The 15,029-nt window shown below is 70.5% G+C and carries 13 protein-coding genes; 4 read left to right on the top strand and 9 right to left on the bottom strand.

Features of this window, described 5'->3' with window-relative positions:
- Window positions 1-78: 78 nt before the first annotated feature.
- The 4 genes from ICN82_RS16840 to ICN82_RS16825 are packed head-to-tail and all read right to left on the bottom strand — an operon-like array spanning window position 79 to window position 3,966.
- The gene (locus tag ICN82_RS16840) at window positions 79-1,062 is read right to left on the bottom strand and encodes an adenosine deaminase (RefSeq protein WP_193185043.1); all 984 of its coding nucleotides are present in this window, start codon (window positions 1,060-1,062) and stop codon (window positions 79-81) included.
- Window positions 1,059-2,267 (bottom strand): phosphopentomutase, encoded by a 1,209-nt coding sequence (locus ICN82_RS16835; RefSeq protein WP_193185041.1) that lies wholly within the window; start codon window positions 2,265-2,267, stop codon window positions 1,059-1,061. Before ICN82_RS16835 ends, ICN82_RS16840 begins: the two co-directional genes overlap by 4 nt.
- A complete protein-coding gene (locus ICN82_RS16830; protein WP_193185040.1) occupies window positions 2,264-3,574 on the bottom strand; it encodes a thymidine phosphorylase in 1,311 nt (436 codons plus the stop codon). The genes ICN82_RS16835 and ICN82_RS16830 overlap by 4 nt, the downstream gene beginning before the upstream one ends.
- A 5-nt stretch (window positions 3,575-3,579) precedes the next feature.
- A complete protein-coding gene (locus ICN82_RS16825) occupies window positions 3,580-3,966 on the bottom strand; it encodes a cytidine deaminase (RefSeq protein WP_193185039.1) in 387 nt (128 codons plus the stop codon).
- A 191-nt stretch (window positions 3,967-4,157) separates the two neighbouring features.
- Here ICN82_RS16825 and ICN82_RS16820 point away from each other — a divergent pair, with 191 nt between their 5' ends.
- Window positions 4,158-6,443 (top strand): NADP-dependent malic enzyme, encoded by a 2,286-nt coding sequence (locus ICN82_RS16820; protein ID WP_193185038.1) that lies wholly within the window; start codon window positions 4,158-4,160, stop codon window positions 6,441-6,443.
- Window positions 6,444-6,995: 552 nt separating this feature from the next.
- Here ICN82_RS16820 and ICN82_RS16815 read toward each other — a convergent pair.
- Complete coding sequence (locus ICN82_RS16815) at window positions 6,996-7,931, bottom strand: hypothetical protein (protein ID WP_193185037.1); 936 nt, start codon at window positions 7,929-7,931, stop codon at window positions 6,996-6,998.
- A 105-nt stretch (window positions 7,932-8,036) separates the two neighbouring features.
- Window positions 8,037-8,804, bottom strand: coding sequence for an NAD kinase (locus ICN82_RS16810; RefSeq protein WP_330999027.1), 768 nt, complete (start codon window positions 8,802-8,804; stop codon window positions 8,037-8,039).
- Window positions 8,805-8,987: 183 nt separating this feature from the next.
- Here ICN82_RS16810 and glyA point away from each other — a divergent pair, with 183 nt between their 5' ends.
- Together glyA and ICN82_RS16800 are read left to right on the top strand one after the other, a co-directional pair.
- A complete protein-coding gene (gene glyA, locus ICN82_RS16805) occupies window positions 8,988-10,283 on the top strand; it encodes a serine hydroxymethyltransferase (protein ID WP_193185035.1) in 1,296 nt (431 codons plus the stop codon).
- A 266-nt stretch (window positions 10,284-10,549) separates the two neighbouring features.
- Entirely contained in the window at window positions 10,550-11,434 is an 885-nt protein-coding gene (locus tag ICN82_RS16800) for a calcium-binding protein (protein WP_193185034.1), read from the top strand.
- 7 nt (window positions 11,435-11,441) lie between these two features.
- Here the strand turns inward: ICN82_RS16800 and ICN82_RS16795 are convergent, their stop codons facing one another.
- The gene (locus ICN82_RS16795) at window positions 11,442-11,804 is read right to left on the bottom strand and encodes a hypothetical protein (protein WP_193185033.1); all 363 of its coding nucleotides are present in this window, start codon (window positions 11,802-11,804) and stop codon (window positions 11,442-11,444) included.
- A gap of 145 nt (window positions 11,805-11,949) precedes the next feature.
- On the opposite strand from ICN82_RS16795, the gene ICN82_RS16790 reads away from it, so the two are divergent.
- Complete coding sequence (locus tag ICN82_RS16790) at window positions 11,950-12,717, top strand: alpha/beta fold hydrolase (protein WP_193185032.1); 768 nt, start codon at window positions 11,950-11,952, stop codon at window positions 12,715-12,717.
- Window positions 12,718-12,888: 171 nt separating this feature from the next.
- On the opposite strand, the gene eutC is transcribed toward ICN82_RS16790, so the two are convergent.
- Both eutC and ICN82_RS16780 read right to left on the bottom strand, forming a co-directional pair.
- Window positions 12,889-13,644, bottom strand: a complete 756-nt coding sequence (gene eutC, locus ICN82_RS16785; RefSeq protein ID WP_193185030.1) for an ethanolamine ammonia-lyase subunit EutC — start codon at window positions 13,642-13,644, stop codon at window positions 12,889-12,891.
- Window positions 13,641-15,026 carry an ethanolamine ammonia-lyase subunit EutB gene (locus ICN82_RS16780; RefSeq protein ID WP_193185028.1) on the bottom strand — a complete coding sequence of 462 codons (1,386 nt, stop codon included), beginning with the start codon at window positions 15,024-15,026 and terminating at the stop codon, window positions 13,641-13,643. The genes eutC and ICN82_RS16780 overlap by 4 nt, the downstream gene beginning before the upstream one ends.
- Window positions 15,027-15,029 lie beyond the last annotated feature (3 nt).

The raw sequence follows: 15,029 nt of genomic DNA, 5'->3' as shown, positions 1-15,029 counted from the left end.
CCGCCCGCGTGCCCGGGGCGGGCTGCGCCGAGGCCCCGCCCGCCAGCAGCCCCAGCAGCAGAAGGGCGACGGCGCGCCTCATCCGGTCCCGCCCAGCCGCGCCAGCACCCGCTCGCGCGTCGGGGCATCGCAGAAGGCCGCCTCGGCCGCCACGCGGTTGAGCCCGGCAAGGACCTCCTCGTCCCAGCCGAAGGCCTGGGCCAGCCGGTCGTATTCGTCCGACAGCGTCGTGTGGAAGAAGGGCGGATCGTCGGTCGAGACGGTGACCTTCACGCCGCGTTCCCAGAGCTGGCAGATCGGGTGGCGGTCCCAGCGCGGATAGAGCCCCAGCGCGATATTCGATCCCGGGCAGACCTCCAGCACGATGCCGTCCTCGGCCAGCCGGTCGACCAGCGCCAGGTCCTCGATCGCGCGCACCCCGTGACCGATGCGGGTGACGCGCAGATCCTCCACCGCCTCGCGCACCGAGACCGGCCCGCCCCATTCGCCCGCATGGGCAGTCAGGCCCAGCCCGGCCTCGCGCGCCAGATCGAAGCTCCAGGCGAAATCCTTGGGGCGGCCCATCATCTCGTTCCCGGCAATGCCGTAGCCGGTGATGAAATCGCCCATCGTCTCGGCGGCGCAGAGCGCGGCGCGCCTGGCCCTGTCGGGGCCGAAATGGCGGATGCAGGTCACCACGCCGCGCAGGATCGGGCCGCCCTGCGCCTCGGCGGCCAGCGCCGCCTCCTGCATCGCGGCCACATAGTCGCGCCAGGCCGACACGTCGCCGCCGCCGCAGAAATCCGGGCTGAGGAAGGTCTCGGCATAGACGACGCCCTGCTCGGCCAGCTCGCCCGCCACGGCGGTGACCAGCCGGGCGTAATCCTCCGGCGTCTTCAGCACCGAGGTGGCCGCCTCGTAGACCTCGAGGAAATGCGGGAAGTCGTCGAAGGCGTAATCGCCCCGCTCGTCGAAGACGCGGGCGATGTCGATCTTCTTCTGGCGGGCAAGCCCGGCGATGAAGGCGGGCGGCGCCGCGCCTTCGAGATGCAGGTGAAGCTCGGCCTTGGGGAGGGATTTCATGTCAGGGGCGTTCCGGGTCCGGTGTCATCGAGGCCGAGATGGCACGCCACGGTGGCGGCGACATCCACAAAAGCGCAATGCCCCTTGCCGCCGGGCACAAGGCCGCGGCCCAGCACCGGCACGCGTTCGCGGGTATGGTCGGTGCCCGGCCAGGTCGGGTCGTTGCCGTGATCGGCGGTGAAGAGGATCAGGTCGCCGGGGCGCAGCGCCGCCAAGAGCCGCGGCACCTGCGCATCGAACCATTCCAGCGCGCGGGCATAGCCCGCCACGTCGCGGCGATGGCCCCAGAGACTGTCGAACTCGACGAAATTGGCGAAGGTCAGGCTGCCATCGGGCGCGTCGCGCAGGTCGTCCAGCAGATGCTCCATCAGCTCGGCATCGGCGCCCTTCTTCACCGAGGTGATGCCCGATCCGGCGAAGATGTCGCGGATCTTGCCGATGGCGCGCACCTCGCGCCCGGCCGCCTGCACCCGGTTGCACAGCGTGGGTTCCGGCGGCGGCACGGCATAGTCGCGACGGTTGCCGGTGCGGGCGAAACCGGTCTCGGGACTGCCCAGGAAGGGGCGCGCGATGACCCGGCCGACACGCTTGCGGTGCAGATGCGGCGCCAGCCTCTCGCAGAGATCCAGCAGCCGGTCGAGCCCGAAGCTGTCCTCATGCGCGGCGATCTGGAAGACGCTGTCGGCCGAGGTATAGCAGATCGGCCAGCCGCTGCGCATATGCGCGGCCCCGTGGCGCGCCAGCACATCGGTGCCCGAGCCATGGGTGTTGCACAGCGTGCCCTCCACCCCCGCGATCTCGCGCACCAGCGCCAGATCCTCCGGCGGAAAGGCCGGGTCGGCATCGGGGTAGAAGGTCCAGTCGAAGGGCACCGGCAGCCCGGCCAGTTCCCAATGGCCCGACGGCGTGTCCTTGCCGCGGCTTCGCTCGCTGGCCGCCGCCCAGAAGGCGCCCCGGTCGGGGGCAGGCCAATGCGCGGTTCCCGCAGGATCGCTCCCCGTGGCCAGTTGCATCGCCCGGGCCAGCCCCAGCCGCGCGAGGTTCGGCAGCTCCAGCGGGCCGCTGCGCCCCTCCTCGGCCCGTTGCGCCGCGCAGGCCGCCGCGATATGGCCCAGCGTGTCGGCCCCGGCATCGCCGAAGGCCTCCGCGTCGGGCGCTCCGCCGATGCCGGCGCTGTCGAGGACCACCAGGAAAGCGCGGCTCATGCGTCGATCCTTCCGTGGATCAGCGGCGGCAGGATCGCCTCCTCGCCGATGCTCATGGCGCGGCGCAGCACCCGCGCGGCCTCGGCCGCCCCGGCATTGTCGGCGGCATGGACGATCGCCAGCGGCCGCCCCTGGTCCACCCGCTCGCCGATCGAGGCGACCTGCGACAGGCCCACCGAATGGTCGACCGCATCGCCCGGATGGCGCCGCCCGCCGCCCAGCCGCACGACCAGCTCGCCCAGAGCCAGCCCGTCGATGGCGGTGACGTTGCCCGGCATGTCGGCAAAGACCGCGCGCTGCACCGGCGCCTTCGGCAGGTAGTCGCCGAAGGCCCCGTCCAGCACGTCGATCGGCCCGCCCAGCTCGGCCACCATATGGGCGAACTTGTCCGCCGCCCTGCCCGAACTCAGCACGTCCAGCGCGGCGCGCCCGCCCTCCTCGGGCGAGGCATGGACCCCCGCCAGCGCGGTCAGCTCCCCCGCCAGCGCCAGCACCATGCGGCACAGCCGCTGTTCCGGCTTGGGATCGGTCAGGACGCGATGCACCTCGGCCAGCTCCACCGCATTGCCCACTGCCGGGCAGACCGGCTGGTTCATGTCGGTGATGATCGCCCGGGTCGGACAGCCCGCCGCCTGCGCCACCGCGACCAGGGCGCGGGCCAGTTCCTCCGCCTCCTCGCGGCTGCGCATGAAGGCGCCCGAGCCGCCCTTGACGTCGAGGATCAGCGCCTCCGCCCCGGCGGCCAGTTTCTTCGACAGGATCGAGGCCACGATCAGCGCCCGGCTTTCCACCGTCGAGGTATGGTCCCGCAGCGCGTAGAGTTTGCGGTCGGCGGGCGCGATGCCGGGGCTGGCCGCGACGATGGCGCAGCCGATGCGCCCGATGATGCGCTTCAGCCTGGGCGTGTCGATCTCGGTGCGCACGCCGCGGAAGGTCTCCAGCTTGTCGAGCGTGCCGCCGGTATGGCCCAGCCCCCGCCCCGAGAGCATCGGCACATAGCAGCCCATCGCCGCCAGGACCGGCGCCAGCACCAGCGACACGGCATCGCCGATCCCGCCGGTGGAATGCTTGTCCAGGACCGGGCCCGGCAGGTCCCAGTGCAGCACCTCGCCGCTGTCGCGCATGGCGCGGGTCAGGGCGGCGGTCTCGGCATCCGACAGCCCGCCCCTGCAGACCGCCATGGCGAAGGCCGCGCCCTGGGCATCGCTGACCTCGCCCGTGGCCAGGCCCTGCGCGAAGCCGCGCAGGTCGGTCTCGGAAAGGGGAAGGCCCTGGCGCAGCCGGTTGAGAAGGGCGCGCGGCTCCATCGCCGTCATCCCATGTCGGAGGACAGGAAGGCCCCGGGCAGGAGCGCCCCCACCGTGGTGACCGTCTCCTCGCCCGTTACGGTCGCCAGCGTCACCGGCGTGCCGGGATCGGCGAATTCGGCCAGCTTCTGGCGGCAGCCCCCGCAGGGCGGCACCGGGCGGGGGCCGTCGGCGATGACATAGACCTCGGTCAGCCGCGTGACCCCGGCCGCCACCATGGCCGCGATCGCACCGGCCTCGGCACAGGTCCCCTCGGGATAGGCGGCATTTTCCACGTTGCACCCGCGATAGACCGCCCCGTCCGATCCGCGCAGCGCCGCGCCCACCTTGAAGCCCGAATACGGGGCATATGCGCGTTCGCGCACGAAAAGGGCCGCGTCCCTGAGACTCATCGCCGGTATGCTCCACTTCCAGTCGCGGGCCCCGTCCCTGCCGCGGCCCTGCCCCGACACTGGAACCCCGCGCCCCCGGATGCAAGCCGCCTGGCAGGGTCCCTGAAAATTGTCCCCTGTTCTTGGGCCGCCAGTTGACGTAACCAGCGGGCGACCACCGCGCCTAAGACCTCTGGGGGATGAACCGCGCCATGACGGACATTAAATCCGACGATTTCCGCGAACAGTCGCTGGACTACCACGAGCACCCCAAACCCGGGAAGCTGGAGATCCGCGCGACGAAACCCCTCGCCAACGGCCGCGACCTGGCCCGCGCCTATTCCCCCGGCGTGGCCGAGGCCTGCATCGAGATCCGCAAGGATGCCGAGGCGGCGTCGCGCTATACCTCGCGCGGCAACCTGGTGGCGGTGGTGTCGAACGGCACCGCGGTGCTGGGGCTGGGCAATATCGGCGCGCTGGCCTCCAAGCCGGTGATGGAAGGCAAGGCGGTCCTGTTCAAGAAATTCGCCAATATCGACTGTTTCGACATCGAGGTGAACGAATCCGACCCCGAGAAGCTGGCCGAGATCGTCTGCGCGCTGGAGCCGACCTTCGGGGCGATCAACCTCGAGGACATCAAGGCGCCCGACTGTTTCGTGGTGGAGAAGATCTGCCGCGAGAAGATGAACATCCCGGTCTTCCATGACGACCAGCACGGCACCGCCATCGTGGTGGGCGCGGCGGCCAAGAACGCGCTGCACCTCGCGGGCAAGACCCCGGGCCAGATCAAGGTGGTCTCCACCGGCGGCGGGGCGGCGGGCATCGCCTGCCTCAACATGCTGCTGAAGATGGGCGTCAAGCGCGAGAATGTCTGGCTGTGCGACATCAAGGGGCTGGTCCACAAGGGCCGCACCGAGGAGATGACCGACCAGAAGGAAGCCTATGCCCAGGACAGCGACCTGCGCACGCTCGACGAGGTGATCGAGGGGGCGGACCTGTTCCTCGGCCTGTCGGGCCCCGGTGTCCTGAAACCCTCCATGGTGGAGAAGATGGCGTCCAAGCCGATCGTCTTCGCCCTGGCCAATCCCACGCCCGAGATCATGCCCGACGATGTGCGCAAGGTCGCCCCCGATGCGATCATCGCCACCGGGCGCTCGGATTTCCCCAACCAGGTCAACAACGTCCTGTGCTTTCCCTTCATCTTCCGCGGCGCCCTGGATGTCGGCGCCACCGAGATCAACGACGCGATGCAGCTGGCCTGCATCGACGGGATCGCGGAACTGGCGCGCAAGACCACCAGCGCCGAGGCGGCGGCCGCCTATTCCGGCGAACAGCTGACCTTCGGCACCGACTACCTGATCCCCAAGCCCTTCGATCCGCGGCTGATTTCCGTCGTGGCCGGCGCCGTGGCCGAGGCGGCGATGGAATCGGGCGTGGCGAAACGGCCGCTGCCCTCGATCCAGGCCTACAAGCGCAAGCTCGAGGGATCGGTCATCCGCTCGGCCTTCCTGATGCGCCCGGTCTTCGAGGCCGCCCGCGCGACGAACCGCAAGATCGTCTTCGCCGAGGGCGAGAGCGAGCGCGTGCTGCGCGCCGCGCAGGCGGTGATCGAGGAAACCACGGAGATGCCGATCCTCGTGGGCCGGCCGGACGTGATCGACGCGCGCTGCAAAAGGCTGGGCATCGACCTGCGCTCGAACGAGAACATCCCCGTCACCAACCCCGAATCCGACATCCGCTTCCGCGACTACTGGACGGAATACCTGTCGGTGATGGAACGCCGGGGCGTCACGCCCACCATGGCGCAGGCCATCATGCGCACCAACAACACCGCCATCGCGGCGGTGATGGTGCGCCGCGGCGAGGCGGATTCGGTGATCTGCGGCACCTCCGGCCAGTATCTGTGGCACCTCAACTACGTCACCCAGGTGCTGGGCACGGACACGCTGAAACCTGCCGGGTCCATGTCGATGATGATCCTCGAGGACGGACCGCTCTTCATTGCCGACGGGCATGTGAACCCCGATCCCAGCCCCGAACAGGTCGCCAAGACGGTGGTCGCCTGCGCCCGCCATGTCCGCCGCTTCGGGCTGGAACCCAAGATCGCGCTGTGTTCCGACAGCCAGTTCGGCAACCTGTCGAACCGCTCCGGCGAGGTGATGCGCGGCGCCATGGACATCCTCAACCACGGCTATCGCGATTTCATGTATGACGGCGAGATGCATGTCGATGCCGCGCTCGATCCCCGGGTGCGCGACCGCGTGCTGCAGCCGGGATCGGCACGGCTGAAGGGGGCGGCGAATGTCCTCGTCTTCTCCTCCACCGATTCCGCGCTGGCGGTGAAGAACGTGCTGAAGGCCCGCGCCAACGGGCTGGAGATCGGGCCGATCCTGATGGGGATGGGCAACCGCGCCCATGTCGTGACCCCCGCCATCACCGCGCGCGGGCTGCTGAACATGGCGGCCATCGCGGGGACCCCGGTCGCCCAGTACGGCTGAGGCCCCTTCCCGCTGGTCGGGGCCGGGCGGTCCGCCTTTCCCCGGGGCGGCGTCCCCCGGGGAAAGGCGGACCGCCCGCCCTGCAGGCTGGATGCGGAACTGGCGGGGGGCCCGGATCGTCGCAGCCGCATTCGGGCCCGATCACCGCTTTTCGCGGAGGCGCCCCCGGCGGATGGCCGTCGCAGGGCGCGCCGCCGTTTCGGGCCGGGGCGCGCAGAGGGATCCCCGGGCGCCCAAGCCTGGCCGGAACCGGGCAGCAGGCGCGGCACGTCCCCGGATGGCGCCCCCCCTTCGACCGGCCGCGACCATGCCGCAGCCCGATCTGGCGGGCTCTCCCGCAAAGCTCCGCGCTGCCGAGTACCCGCGCGCGCGGATGCCGCTTGCCAGTCGTGAATGATCCGCCACATTGATCCGCCGACCCGTCGCCCGCGCGGATAGCCCGGCCTCCGGAGCCTGCGCGGCACCGGCTGCCGCGGCCGCAGCGCGATGCCGCGATGGCCGACCCGGCAAGCCGCCTGCGGCGGCAGCCGGGCGGCGGCGCGGGGCCTTGCGTCAGAACCGGCCGATCAGCTCGGGCATCCCGCCGGGACGGATCGCGTAGATCACCGCGCAATCCGGCCCTTCGCTGCGTCCGCAATCCGAGGCCGCGGCCCGGATGGTCAGGTTCGGATCGAACCCCTCCACCGTCACCACCTCATGGTCCTGCCCGGCGACGGTAAGGATCGGGACATATCCCGCCGCGCCGCGATTGTGCAGGAAAGTCATCTCGCAATCCTCCCCGCGGCAGAACCCTGCCCGGGTGCCGCACCCTCCCCGCCCCCAGTCGATCACCGCATCCGGCTGCCCGTCCCGGTCCAGATCGGTCGGGACGATCAGCCCGGCTGCGGGATCGAAGGGCTGGCCCGCGGCGGCGCATAGCGGCTCCATCCGGGCGGCGGCATAGGCCAGCGGCGAGCCGGGCGGCACGGCGGGCGCCGCATCGCCCCGCGCCGGCATCCCGGCGGCGGCCGGGGCGGGACAGGCCGCCATCACCTGCCCCATCGCGCGGGCCGATCCCGCCAGCGAGAAGACCTGTTCGCGCGCACCGGACCCGGAATCATAGCGCAGCACCGCGCGCTGGCCGCGGCGCAGCGCCTCCACCAGCGCCAGATCGCGCTCCGCCGACCAGGGGGCCACTGCCGGACCGCCGACGGTGACGGGCCTTTCGAAACGCAGCGCCACGGCTGGGGCGCCGTCGACCGAAATCCCGCCCTCCACCGGCTGCGGCACAGGGATGGGGAATTGCAGCGCGAAGCCCAGCTCCTGGCGGTCCGAACAGGTCAGGGACAGGCAGAACAGCCCGCCCTCGGCCAGTTCGCACGTCGCCGCCGCCCTCTGTCCGCCCGGGCCGCCCGAGAGATAGCTCCAGCCTTCGGCGCGCAGCGGCAGCCCCGCCAGGCACAGAAGGAGGACGGCAAGGCAGGAACGGATCATCGTCGGTACGGGCAAGCGGCGGCTCCTTCGGCAGGCAGATGGCCCCAGACTAGCGCGGGAAGCTTAACAGATGCCAATCCGCCCCGGGGTCGCGCCCCCCCTGCGCGATCCCGGCGCGGCTCAGACGAACTGTTCGCGCAGCAGGCGTTCCTCCAGCCCGTGGCCGGGATCGAAGAGCAGCCGGTGGGTGATGTCGCCGCGGCTGCGGATATCGACGGAGACGACATTGCGCACCTGGCGGCTGTCGGCATCGGCCATGACCGGGCGCTTGGCGATCTCCAGAACCTCGAAACGCACATGTGCCGTCTTGGGCAGGAGCGCCCCGCGCCAGCGCCGCGGCCGGAAGGCCGACATGCCGGTCAGCGCCAGCACATCCGCCCCTATGGGCAGGATCGGGCCATGGGCGGAATAGTTGTAGGCGGTGGACCCGGCCGGGGTCGCCACCAGCGCGCCGTCGCAGACCAGCTCGTCCAGCCTTTCGCGCCCGTCGATCAGGATGCGCAGCTTGGCCGCCTGCGGGCCCGCGCGCAGCAGCGACACCTCGTTGATCGCCAGCCGGCGATGTTCCTGCCCGGCCTCGTCGACGGCGCGCATCTCCAGCGGGTTAATATCCTCCTCGGCCGCGCGCGACACGCGCTCGATCAGGTTGATCACCGAGAATTCGTTCATCAGGAACCCGACCGTGCCGCGATTCATGCCATAGACCGGCAGCCCCAGCCCCTCGGTCTCGTGCAGCGTGGTCAGCATGAACCCGTCGCCGCCGAGCGCGACCACCACATCGGCGCGCTCCAGGGGCGCGTTGCCGTAGAAGCGCGACAGCTCCTGCAGGGCCGCCTGGGCGACCGGCGATGTGCTGGCGCGGAACGCGATTTTCAGATCCTTCGTCACGCTTGCCCCCGGTCTGTCCTGCCTGAATCTCTTGGCCCCTGCCCGGACGAAACTCAAGGCCCCGCCCGGCATGCCCCCCCGATCAGGACGATTTGCCCCTGGGGGGCTTTGCTCCGGCGCGGAACGGGGCTAAAGACGCGCATCCCAACCAGCCCGAGCCCATCGCAGCACGGAGAGACGACCATGAATGCACCGCATCGCGACCAGGGGTTTTTCACCGAAGCCCTCGCCGACCGTGACCCCGACCTGTTCGGCGCCATCACCAGGGAACTGGGCCGCCAGCGCGACGAGATCGAACTGATCGCGTCGGAAAACATCGTCTCGCGCGCCGTGATGGAAGCGCAGGGCTCGGTGATGACCAACAAATATGCCGAAGGCTATCCGGGGCGGCGCTATTACGGCGGCTGCCAGTATGTCGACATCGCCGAGAACCTGGCGATCGACCGGGCGAAGCAGCTCTTCGGCTGCGATTTCGCCAACGTGCAGCCCAATTCCGGGTCGCAGGCCAACCAGGGCGTGTTCCAGGCGCTGATCCAGCCCGGCGACACGATCCTGGGCATGAGCCTCGACGCGGGCGGCCACCTGACCCATGGCGCCAAGCCGAACCAGTCGGGCAAGTGGTTCAACGCGGTGCAGTACGGCGTCAACCGCCAGACGCAGACCATCGACTATGACGAGGTCCAGGCGCTGGCCACCGAGCACAAGCCGAAGCTGCTGATCGCCGGCGGTTCGGCCATCCCGCGCCAGATCGACTTCGCGAAGATGCGCGAGATCGCCGACAGCGTCGGCGCCTACCTGATGGTCGACATGGCGCATTTCGCCGGGCTCGTCGCGGGCGGCGCGCATCCCTCGCCCTTCCCCCATGCCGACGTGGCCACCACCACCACGCACAAGACCCTGCGCGGTCCGCGCGGCGGGATGATCCTGACCAATGACGAGGCCATCGCCAAGAAGGTCAATTCCGCGATCTTCCCGGGCATCCAGGGCGGGCCGCTGATGCATGTCATCGCCGCCAAGGCCGTGGCCTTCGGCGAGGCGCTGCGCCCCGAATTCAAGACCTATGCCGAGCAGGTCGTGAAGAACGCCCAGGCCCTGGCCGAGCAGCTGATGAAGGGCGGGCTCGACACCGTCACCCACGGCACCGACACCCATGTCGTCCTGGTCGACCTGCGTCCCAAGGGCGTGAAGGGCAACGCCACCGAGAAGGCTCTGGGCCGCGCGCATATCACCTGCAACAAGAACGGCGTCCCCTTCGACCCCGAGAAGCCGATGGTCACCTCGGGCGTGCGCCTGGGCTCGCCTGCCGGGACCACCCGCGGATTCGCCGAGGCCGAATTCCGCCTGATCGGCGACCTGATCGTCGAGGTCGTGGATGGCCTGGCCGCCAATGGCGAGGACGGCAATGGCGAGGTCGAGGCCGCGGTGAAGGCAAAAGTGGCGGAACTCTGCGCCCGCTTCCCGATCTACCAGGGGCTCTGATCCCGGCGGAAATGCGGCATGCCGCGCGTTTCGGGCCCCTCCGGGGGCCCGTTTTCGTTTGCCGCCCCGCCCCCGACGCGGAGCGGCCGGAATTTCGCCCCTTTTCGGACAAACCCACTAACACATTGTATAATCACGATTTTTTCCGCCGTTCCGGCAAAAATTCAGATCTTGTTGATACCTCGGGATGCATAAGCAACCTCGAAAACGGGCGTCTTAGGTTGTGGGGGCCAAGTCCGCTTCGAACATAGGAAAGGTTGCTGTTCATGTCCGATCTTCGCGAAGCCTCCATCGACTGGCAGTCGGTCCCCTTCGTCATTCCTGCCGCCATTCCGCAGGTATCCGTCCTTCCTGCGCCGCGCCCCGTCGCGACGGCGCCGTCGCTGGCGGATCTGCTGGCGGGGGATGCCGCGGAGGGCACCGTCTTCGGGACCGCACGCCATGACCGCCTGACCGGCGATGCCGCCGCCGACCTGATCGACGGGCGCGACGGCAATGACCGCATCGCGGGCGGAACGGGCAATGACACGCTTCTGGGCGGCTGGGGCGAGGACAGCCTGATGGGCGGCGCCGGCGATGACAGCCTGGAAGGCTCCTGGGGCGCGGATCTGCTGCGCGGCGGCACGGGCGACGACATCCTGTCCGGCGGGCACGGGCGCGACACGATCTCGGGGGATCGCGGGCATGACACGATCCATGGCGGCTGGGACGACGACCGGCTCTATGGCCGTCTCGGCCATGACCTGATCGACGGGGGCGGCGATGACGACCTGATCCAGGGCAACCAGGGGCGGGATACGCTTCTGGGCGGCGATGGCCGGGACACGCTGCGCGGCGGTTCGGGCAACGACCTGCTCGATGGCGGCGACGGCGACGACCTGATCCAGGGCGATACCGGCCATGACATCCTGACCGGCGGCGCCGGGGCCGATGTCTTCGTCTTCGCCCGGGCCCCGCAGGGCAACGACATCATCACCGATTTCAACCCCGGCGAGGACAGGCTGCGGTTCCTGCAGACCGGCGATCCGCTGGTGATGGAGCATGACGGGTTCGACACGGTGCTGCGCTACGGCCCCGACGGCGCCGACAGCGTGACCCTGCACTGGGTCCACCTGAGCGCGGCCGACCTGGCCGCCATCGACTGGGTCTGAGCCGGGCTCAGCCCGCGCCCGGCCCGATGCGCCCCGCCAGCGCCAGCGCCGCGATCACCGCGGCCGTGCCCAGCCCGAGGTTGAGCGCCACTTCCGCCGCCAGCGCCCGGCGCCGCTGGGCGCGGCGGGCGGCCGGGTCCAGCGCCTTCAGCCAGCTCAGCGCACGCCGATGCGCCGCCTCCAGGCGCTGCGGATCGATCCGCGGCAGCAAGCGGGGATTGGCGGCCAGCCGTTCGGCCTCCGCCACCTCCTCCAGCGCATGGCGCACCCCGCGCGGCACCCGCCGCCCGAGGCGCGACAGCTGCACCGCCAGCGCGCCCTCGGCCAGGCCCAGCCTGGCCTGAAGCTCGCCCGACAGAGCGGCCGACATATCGCGGATCCTGTCCTGCATGGGTCCATACCTCCGGGATGCAGCCTGCCATGGTCCCGGCCGCTTGTCGCCGCAGCGCGCCGCGGGGGCCTTGACCTGTTGCCGGGGGGCCGCAATACCGCCTCCAGGCAGCAAGGGGACCGCCATGCTCAACATTCTCAGCCACGGCATGGACAAGCCGGGCACGCCGCTGGTGATCGTGCACGGGCTTTTCGGATCGGCGCGCAACTGGGGCGTCATCGCCAAGCGGCTGGCCGATGCCCGGCCGGTTCTCGTGGTCGACCAGCGCAATCACGGCGAAAGCCCCTGGACCGACAGCCACGGCTATCCCGACATGGCGGGCGATCTGGCCGAGGTGATCGAGGGGGTGGGCGGACGCGCCGACGTGCTGGGCCATTCCATGGGCGGCAAGGCGGCGATGGTGCTGGCCGTGACGCGGCCCGAGCTGGTCAACCGCCTGATCGTCGCGGATATCGCGCCGGTCAGATATGGTCACACCCAGATGCCGTATATCGAGGCGATGCGCAGCGTCGACCTGCAGGCCGTCGCGACGCGCAGCGATGCCGACCGGCAGCTGCGCGAGCGCGTCCCCGAGTTGCAGATCCGCGCCTTCCTGCTGCAAAGCCTCGACCTGCAGCAGAGGCGCTGGCGGCTCAATCTCGACCTGCTGGCCGAGGAGATGGGCCGCATCATGGATTTCCCGGCGCTCGCGGGCCGCTTCGACGGCCCGGCCCTGTTCCTGTCGGGGGGCGGTTCGGACTATGTCACGCCCGACGCCCGCCCGGCCATCAAGGCCCTGTTTCCCAAGGCGCGCTTCGTGAAGATCCCCGGGGCCGGCCACTGGCTGCATGCCGAGAAGCCGCGCGAGTTCGAGGCTGCCGCCCGGGTCTTCCTGGAGGCGGGCGGCGCCTGAGCCGCCTGCCGCATTTGCGCCATCAAAACACCTGCAAAGCGCCCGCCGCGCGCTGTGGTGCCGCCACGGGCCGCGGCTAGAACATCCTCACTGCCCGATGGCGCAGGACCCGGAGCCGAGCATTCATTGCCCCCACAACAGGCGACGCTCCGGGACCGGCCCCGTCGGGGATCAATCCCCGGCCAGGCGGCCGCGCTCTTCGGCCTCCAGCTCCGGCGCCTCGTCCTTGAGCGCGATGCCGGTCAGCCCGCGCCGCAGCGCCTCGCGCGCCAGCCAGCCGATCTTGGCGGCGGCCGCGCCATAGCCCAGCCCGCCCTTGAGATGGATGTTCGAGACGCAGTTGCGGGCGCTGTCGCGGCATCCCGGCCGCGGATCAAAGGTCAGGTAGGCGCCCAGCGAATCCGCCACGGTCAGCCCCGGCCGCTCGCCCACCAGCAGAACCACCAGCCGCGCGCCCAGCGCCGCGCCGATCTCGTCGCCGATCGCCACGCGCCCCTGTTCGGCCAGGACCACCGGCCCCAGGCTCAGCCCCTCCAGCTGCGGTTCGCAGGCACCGATCACCGCCGCGGCATGGGCCTGGACCGCATCCGCCGACAGCCCGTCCGCCACGACGAAGGCGATGTCGCAGCCCGCACCGCCCAGGGCCTCGCCCCCCGCGCCCAGCCGCCGCCCCAGGTCGGGGCGCCGCAGATAGGTGGCACGGTCGGGCGCCCGGCTGGCCACCCCGATCACCTCGCGCGGGGCAAGCGCGTCGCGCAGCGCCTGCCAGTCCACCGCGCGATGCACCGCGTCGCGGGCGCGGGCATGGGCGTGCTGGAACTCCAGGCTGGCCGCCACCGGCAGCCCCGCCCCCGTCCGGCCCAGCCCGATCCGCGCGGGGGTCGCCGCGCGCAGCCGCGCCCAGGGATCCTTGACCACCCCGCTCATGCGACCGCCCCGCCCAGAAGCCGCTGCGCCCCGGCCGTGCCGTCGATCAGGTGGCCGCCCTCGTCCACCAGTCCCATCCCCTCCAGCCAGGCCTCGAATTCCGGCGCCGCGCGCAGCCCGAAGGAATTGCGCAGATAGGCGATGTCGTGGAAGGACAGCGACTGGTAGTTCAGCATCACGTCATCCGATCCCGGCACCGCGATCAGGAAGGTCGCGCCCGCATCGGCCAGCAGCGTCATCAGCAGGTCCATGTCGTTCTGGTCCGCCTCGGCATGGTTGGTATAGCAGACATCCACCCCCATCGGCAGGCCCAGCATCTTGCCGCAGAAATGATCCTCCAGCCCGGCGCGGATGATCTGCTTGCCGTCATACAGGTATTCCGGCCCGATGAAGCCGACCACCGTGTTGACCAGCAGCGGCCGGTAGCGGCGGCAGACCGCATAGGCGCGCGCCTCCAGCGTCTGCTGGTCCACGCCGTGATGGGCATCCGCCGACAGCGCCGATCCCTGCCCCGTCTCGAAATACATGCAGTTGTCGCCGACCGTGCCGCGCCCCAGCGACAGCGCCGCCTGATGCGCCTCCTCCAGCACCGGCAGCGACACGCCGAACCCGTCATTCGCCGCCTCTGTGCCCGCCACCGACTGGAAGACCAGATCCAGCGGCGCGCCGCGGTTCATGATCTCGATGGAATTGGTCACATGGGTCAGCACGCAGCTTTGCGTGGGGATGGCATAGCGCTGGCGCAGGTCGTCCAGCATGGTGATCAGCCCGGCGGCATTGGCGACGCTGTCGGTGGCCGGGTTGATGCCGATCACCGCGTCGCCGATTCCGTAGCACAGCCCGTCCAGAATGCCCGCCGCGATCCCCTTGAGATCGTCGGACGGGTGGTTCGGCTGCAGCCGCGATCCGATCCGCCCCGGCAGGCCCAGCCGGTTGCGGAACGCCACCTCGACGCGGACCTTGCGCGCCACGGCGATCAGGTCGCGGTTGCGCATCAGCTTCGACACCGCCGCCACCATCTCGGGCGTCAGCCCCGGGGCCAGCCGCGCCAGCACCGGCGCCGTCGCGGCATCCGACAGGAGCCAGTCGCGGAACTGCCCCACGGTCATATGCGCCACCGGCGCGAAGGCCGCCGCGTCGTGATCGTCGATGATCGCGCGGGTGACCGCGTCGCTCTCGTAGGGAACCAGCGCCTCTGTCAGGAAGGTCTTCAGCGGCAGCTCGGCCAGAACCGCCTGGGCGCCGACACGCTCCGCCTCGGATCCGGCCGCGATCCCCGCCAGCTCGTCGCCCGAGCGCAGCGGCGTGGCGGCGGCCATGGTCTGGCGCAGGTCGTCGAAGACATAGCGGGTGCCGCCCAGCGTGGCGCGATATAGGGTCATGTC

It is taken from the genome of Mangrovicoccus algicola, assembly GCF_014903745.1.
In the GTDB taxonomy this organism is placed as follows: domain Bacteria; phylum Pseudomonadota; class Alphaproteobacteria; order Rhodobacterales; family Rhodobacteraceae; genus Mangrovicoccus; species Mangrovicoccus algicola.
This window is presented reverse-complemented; position numbering and strand designations above follow the sequence as displayed.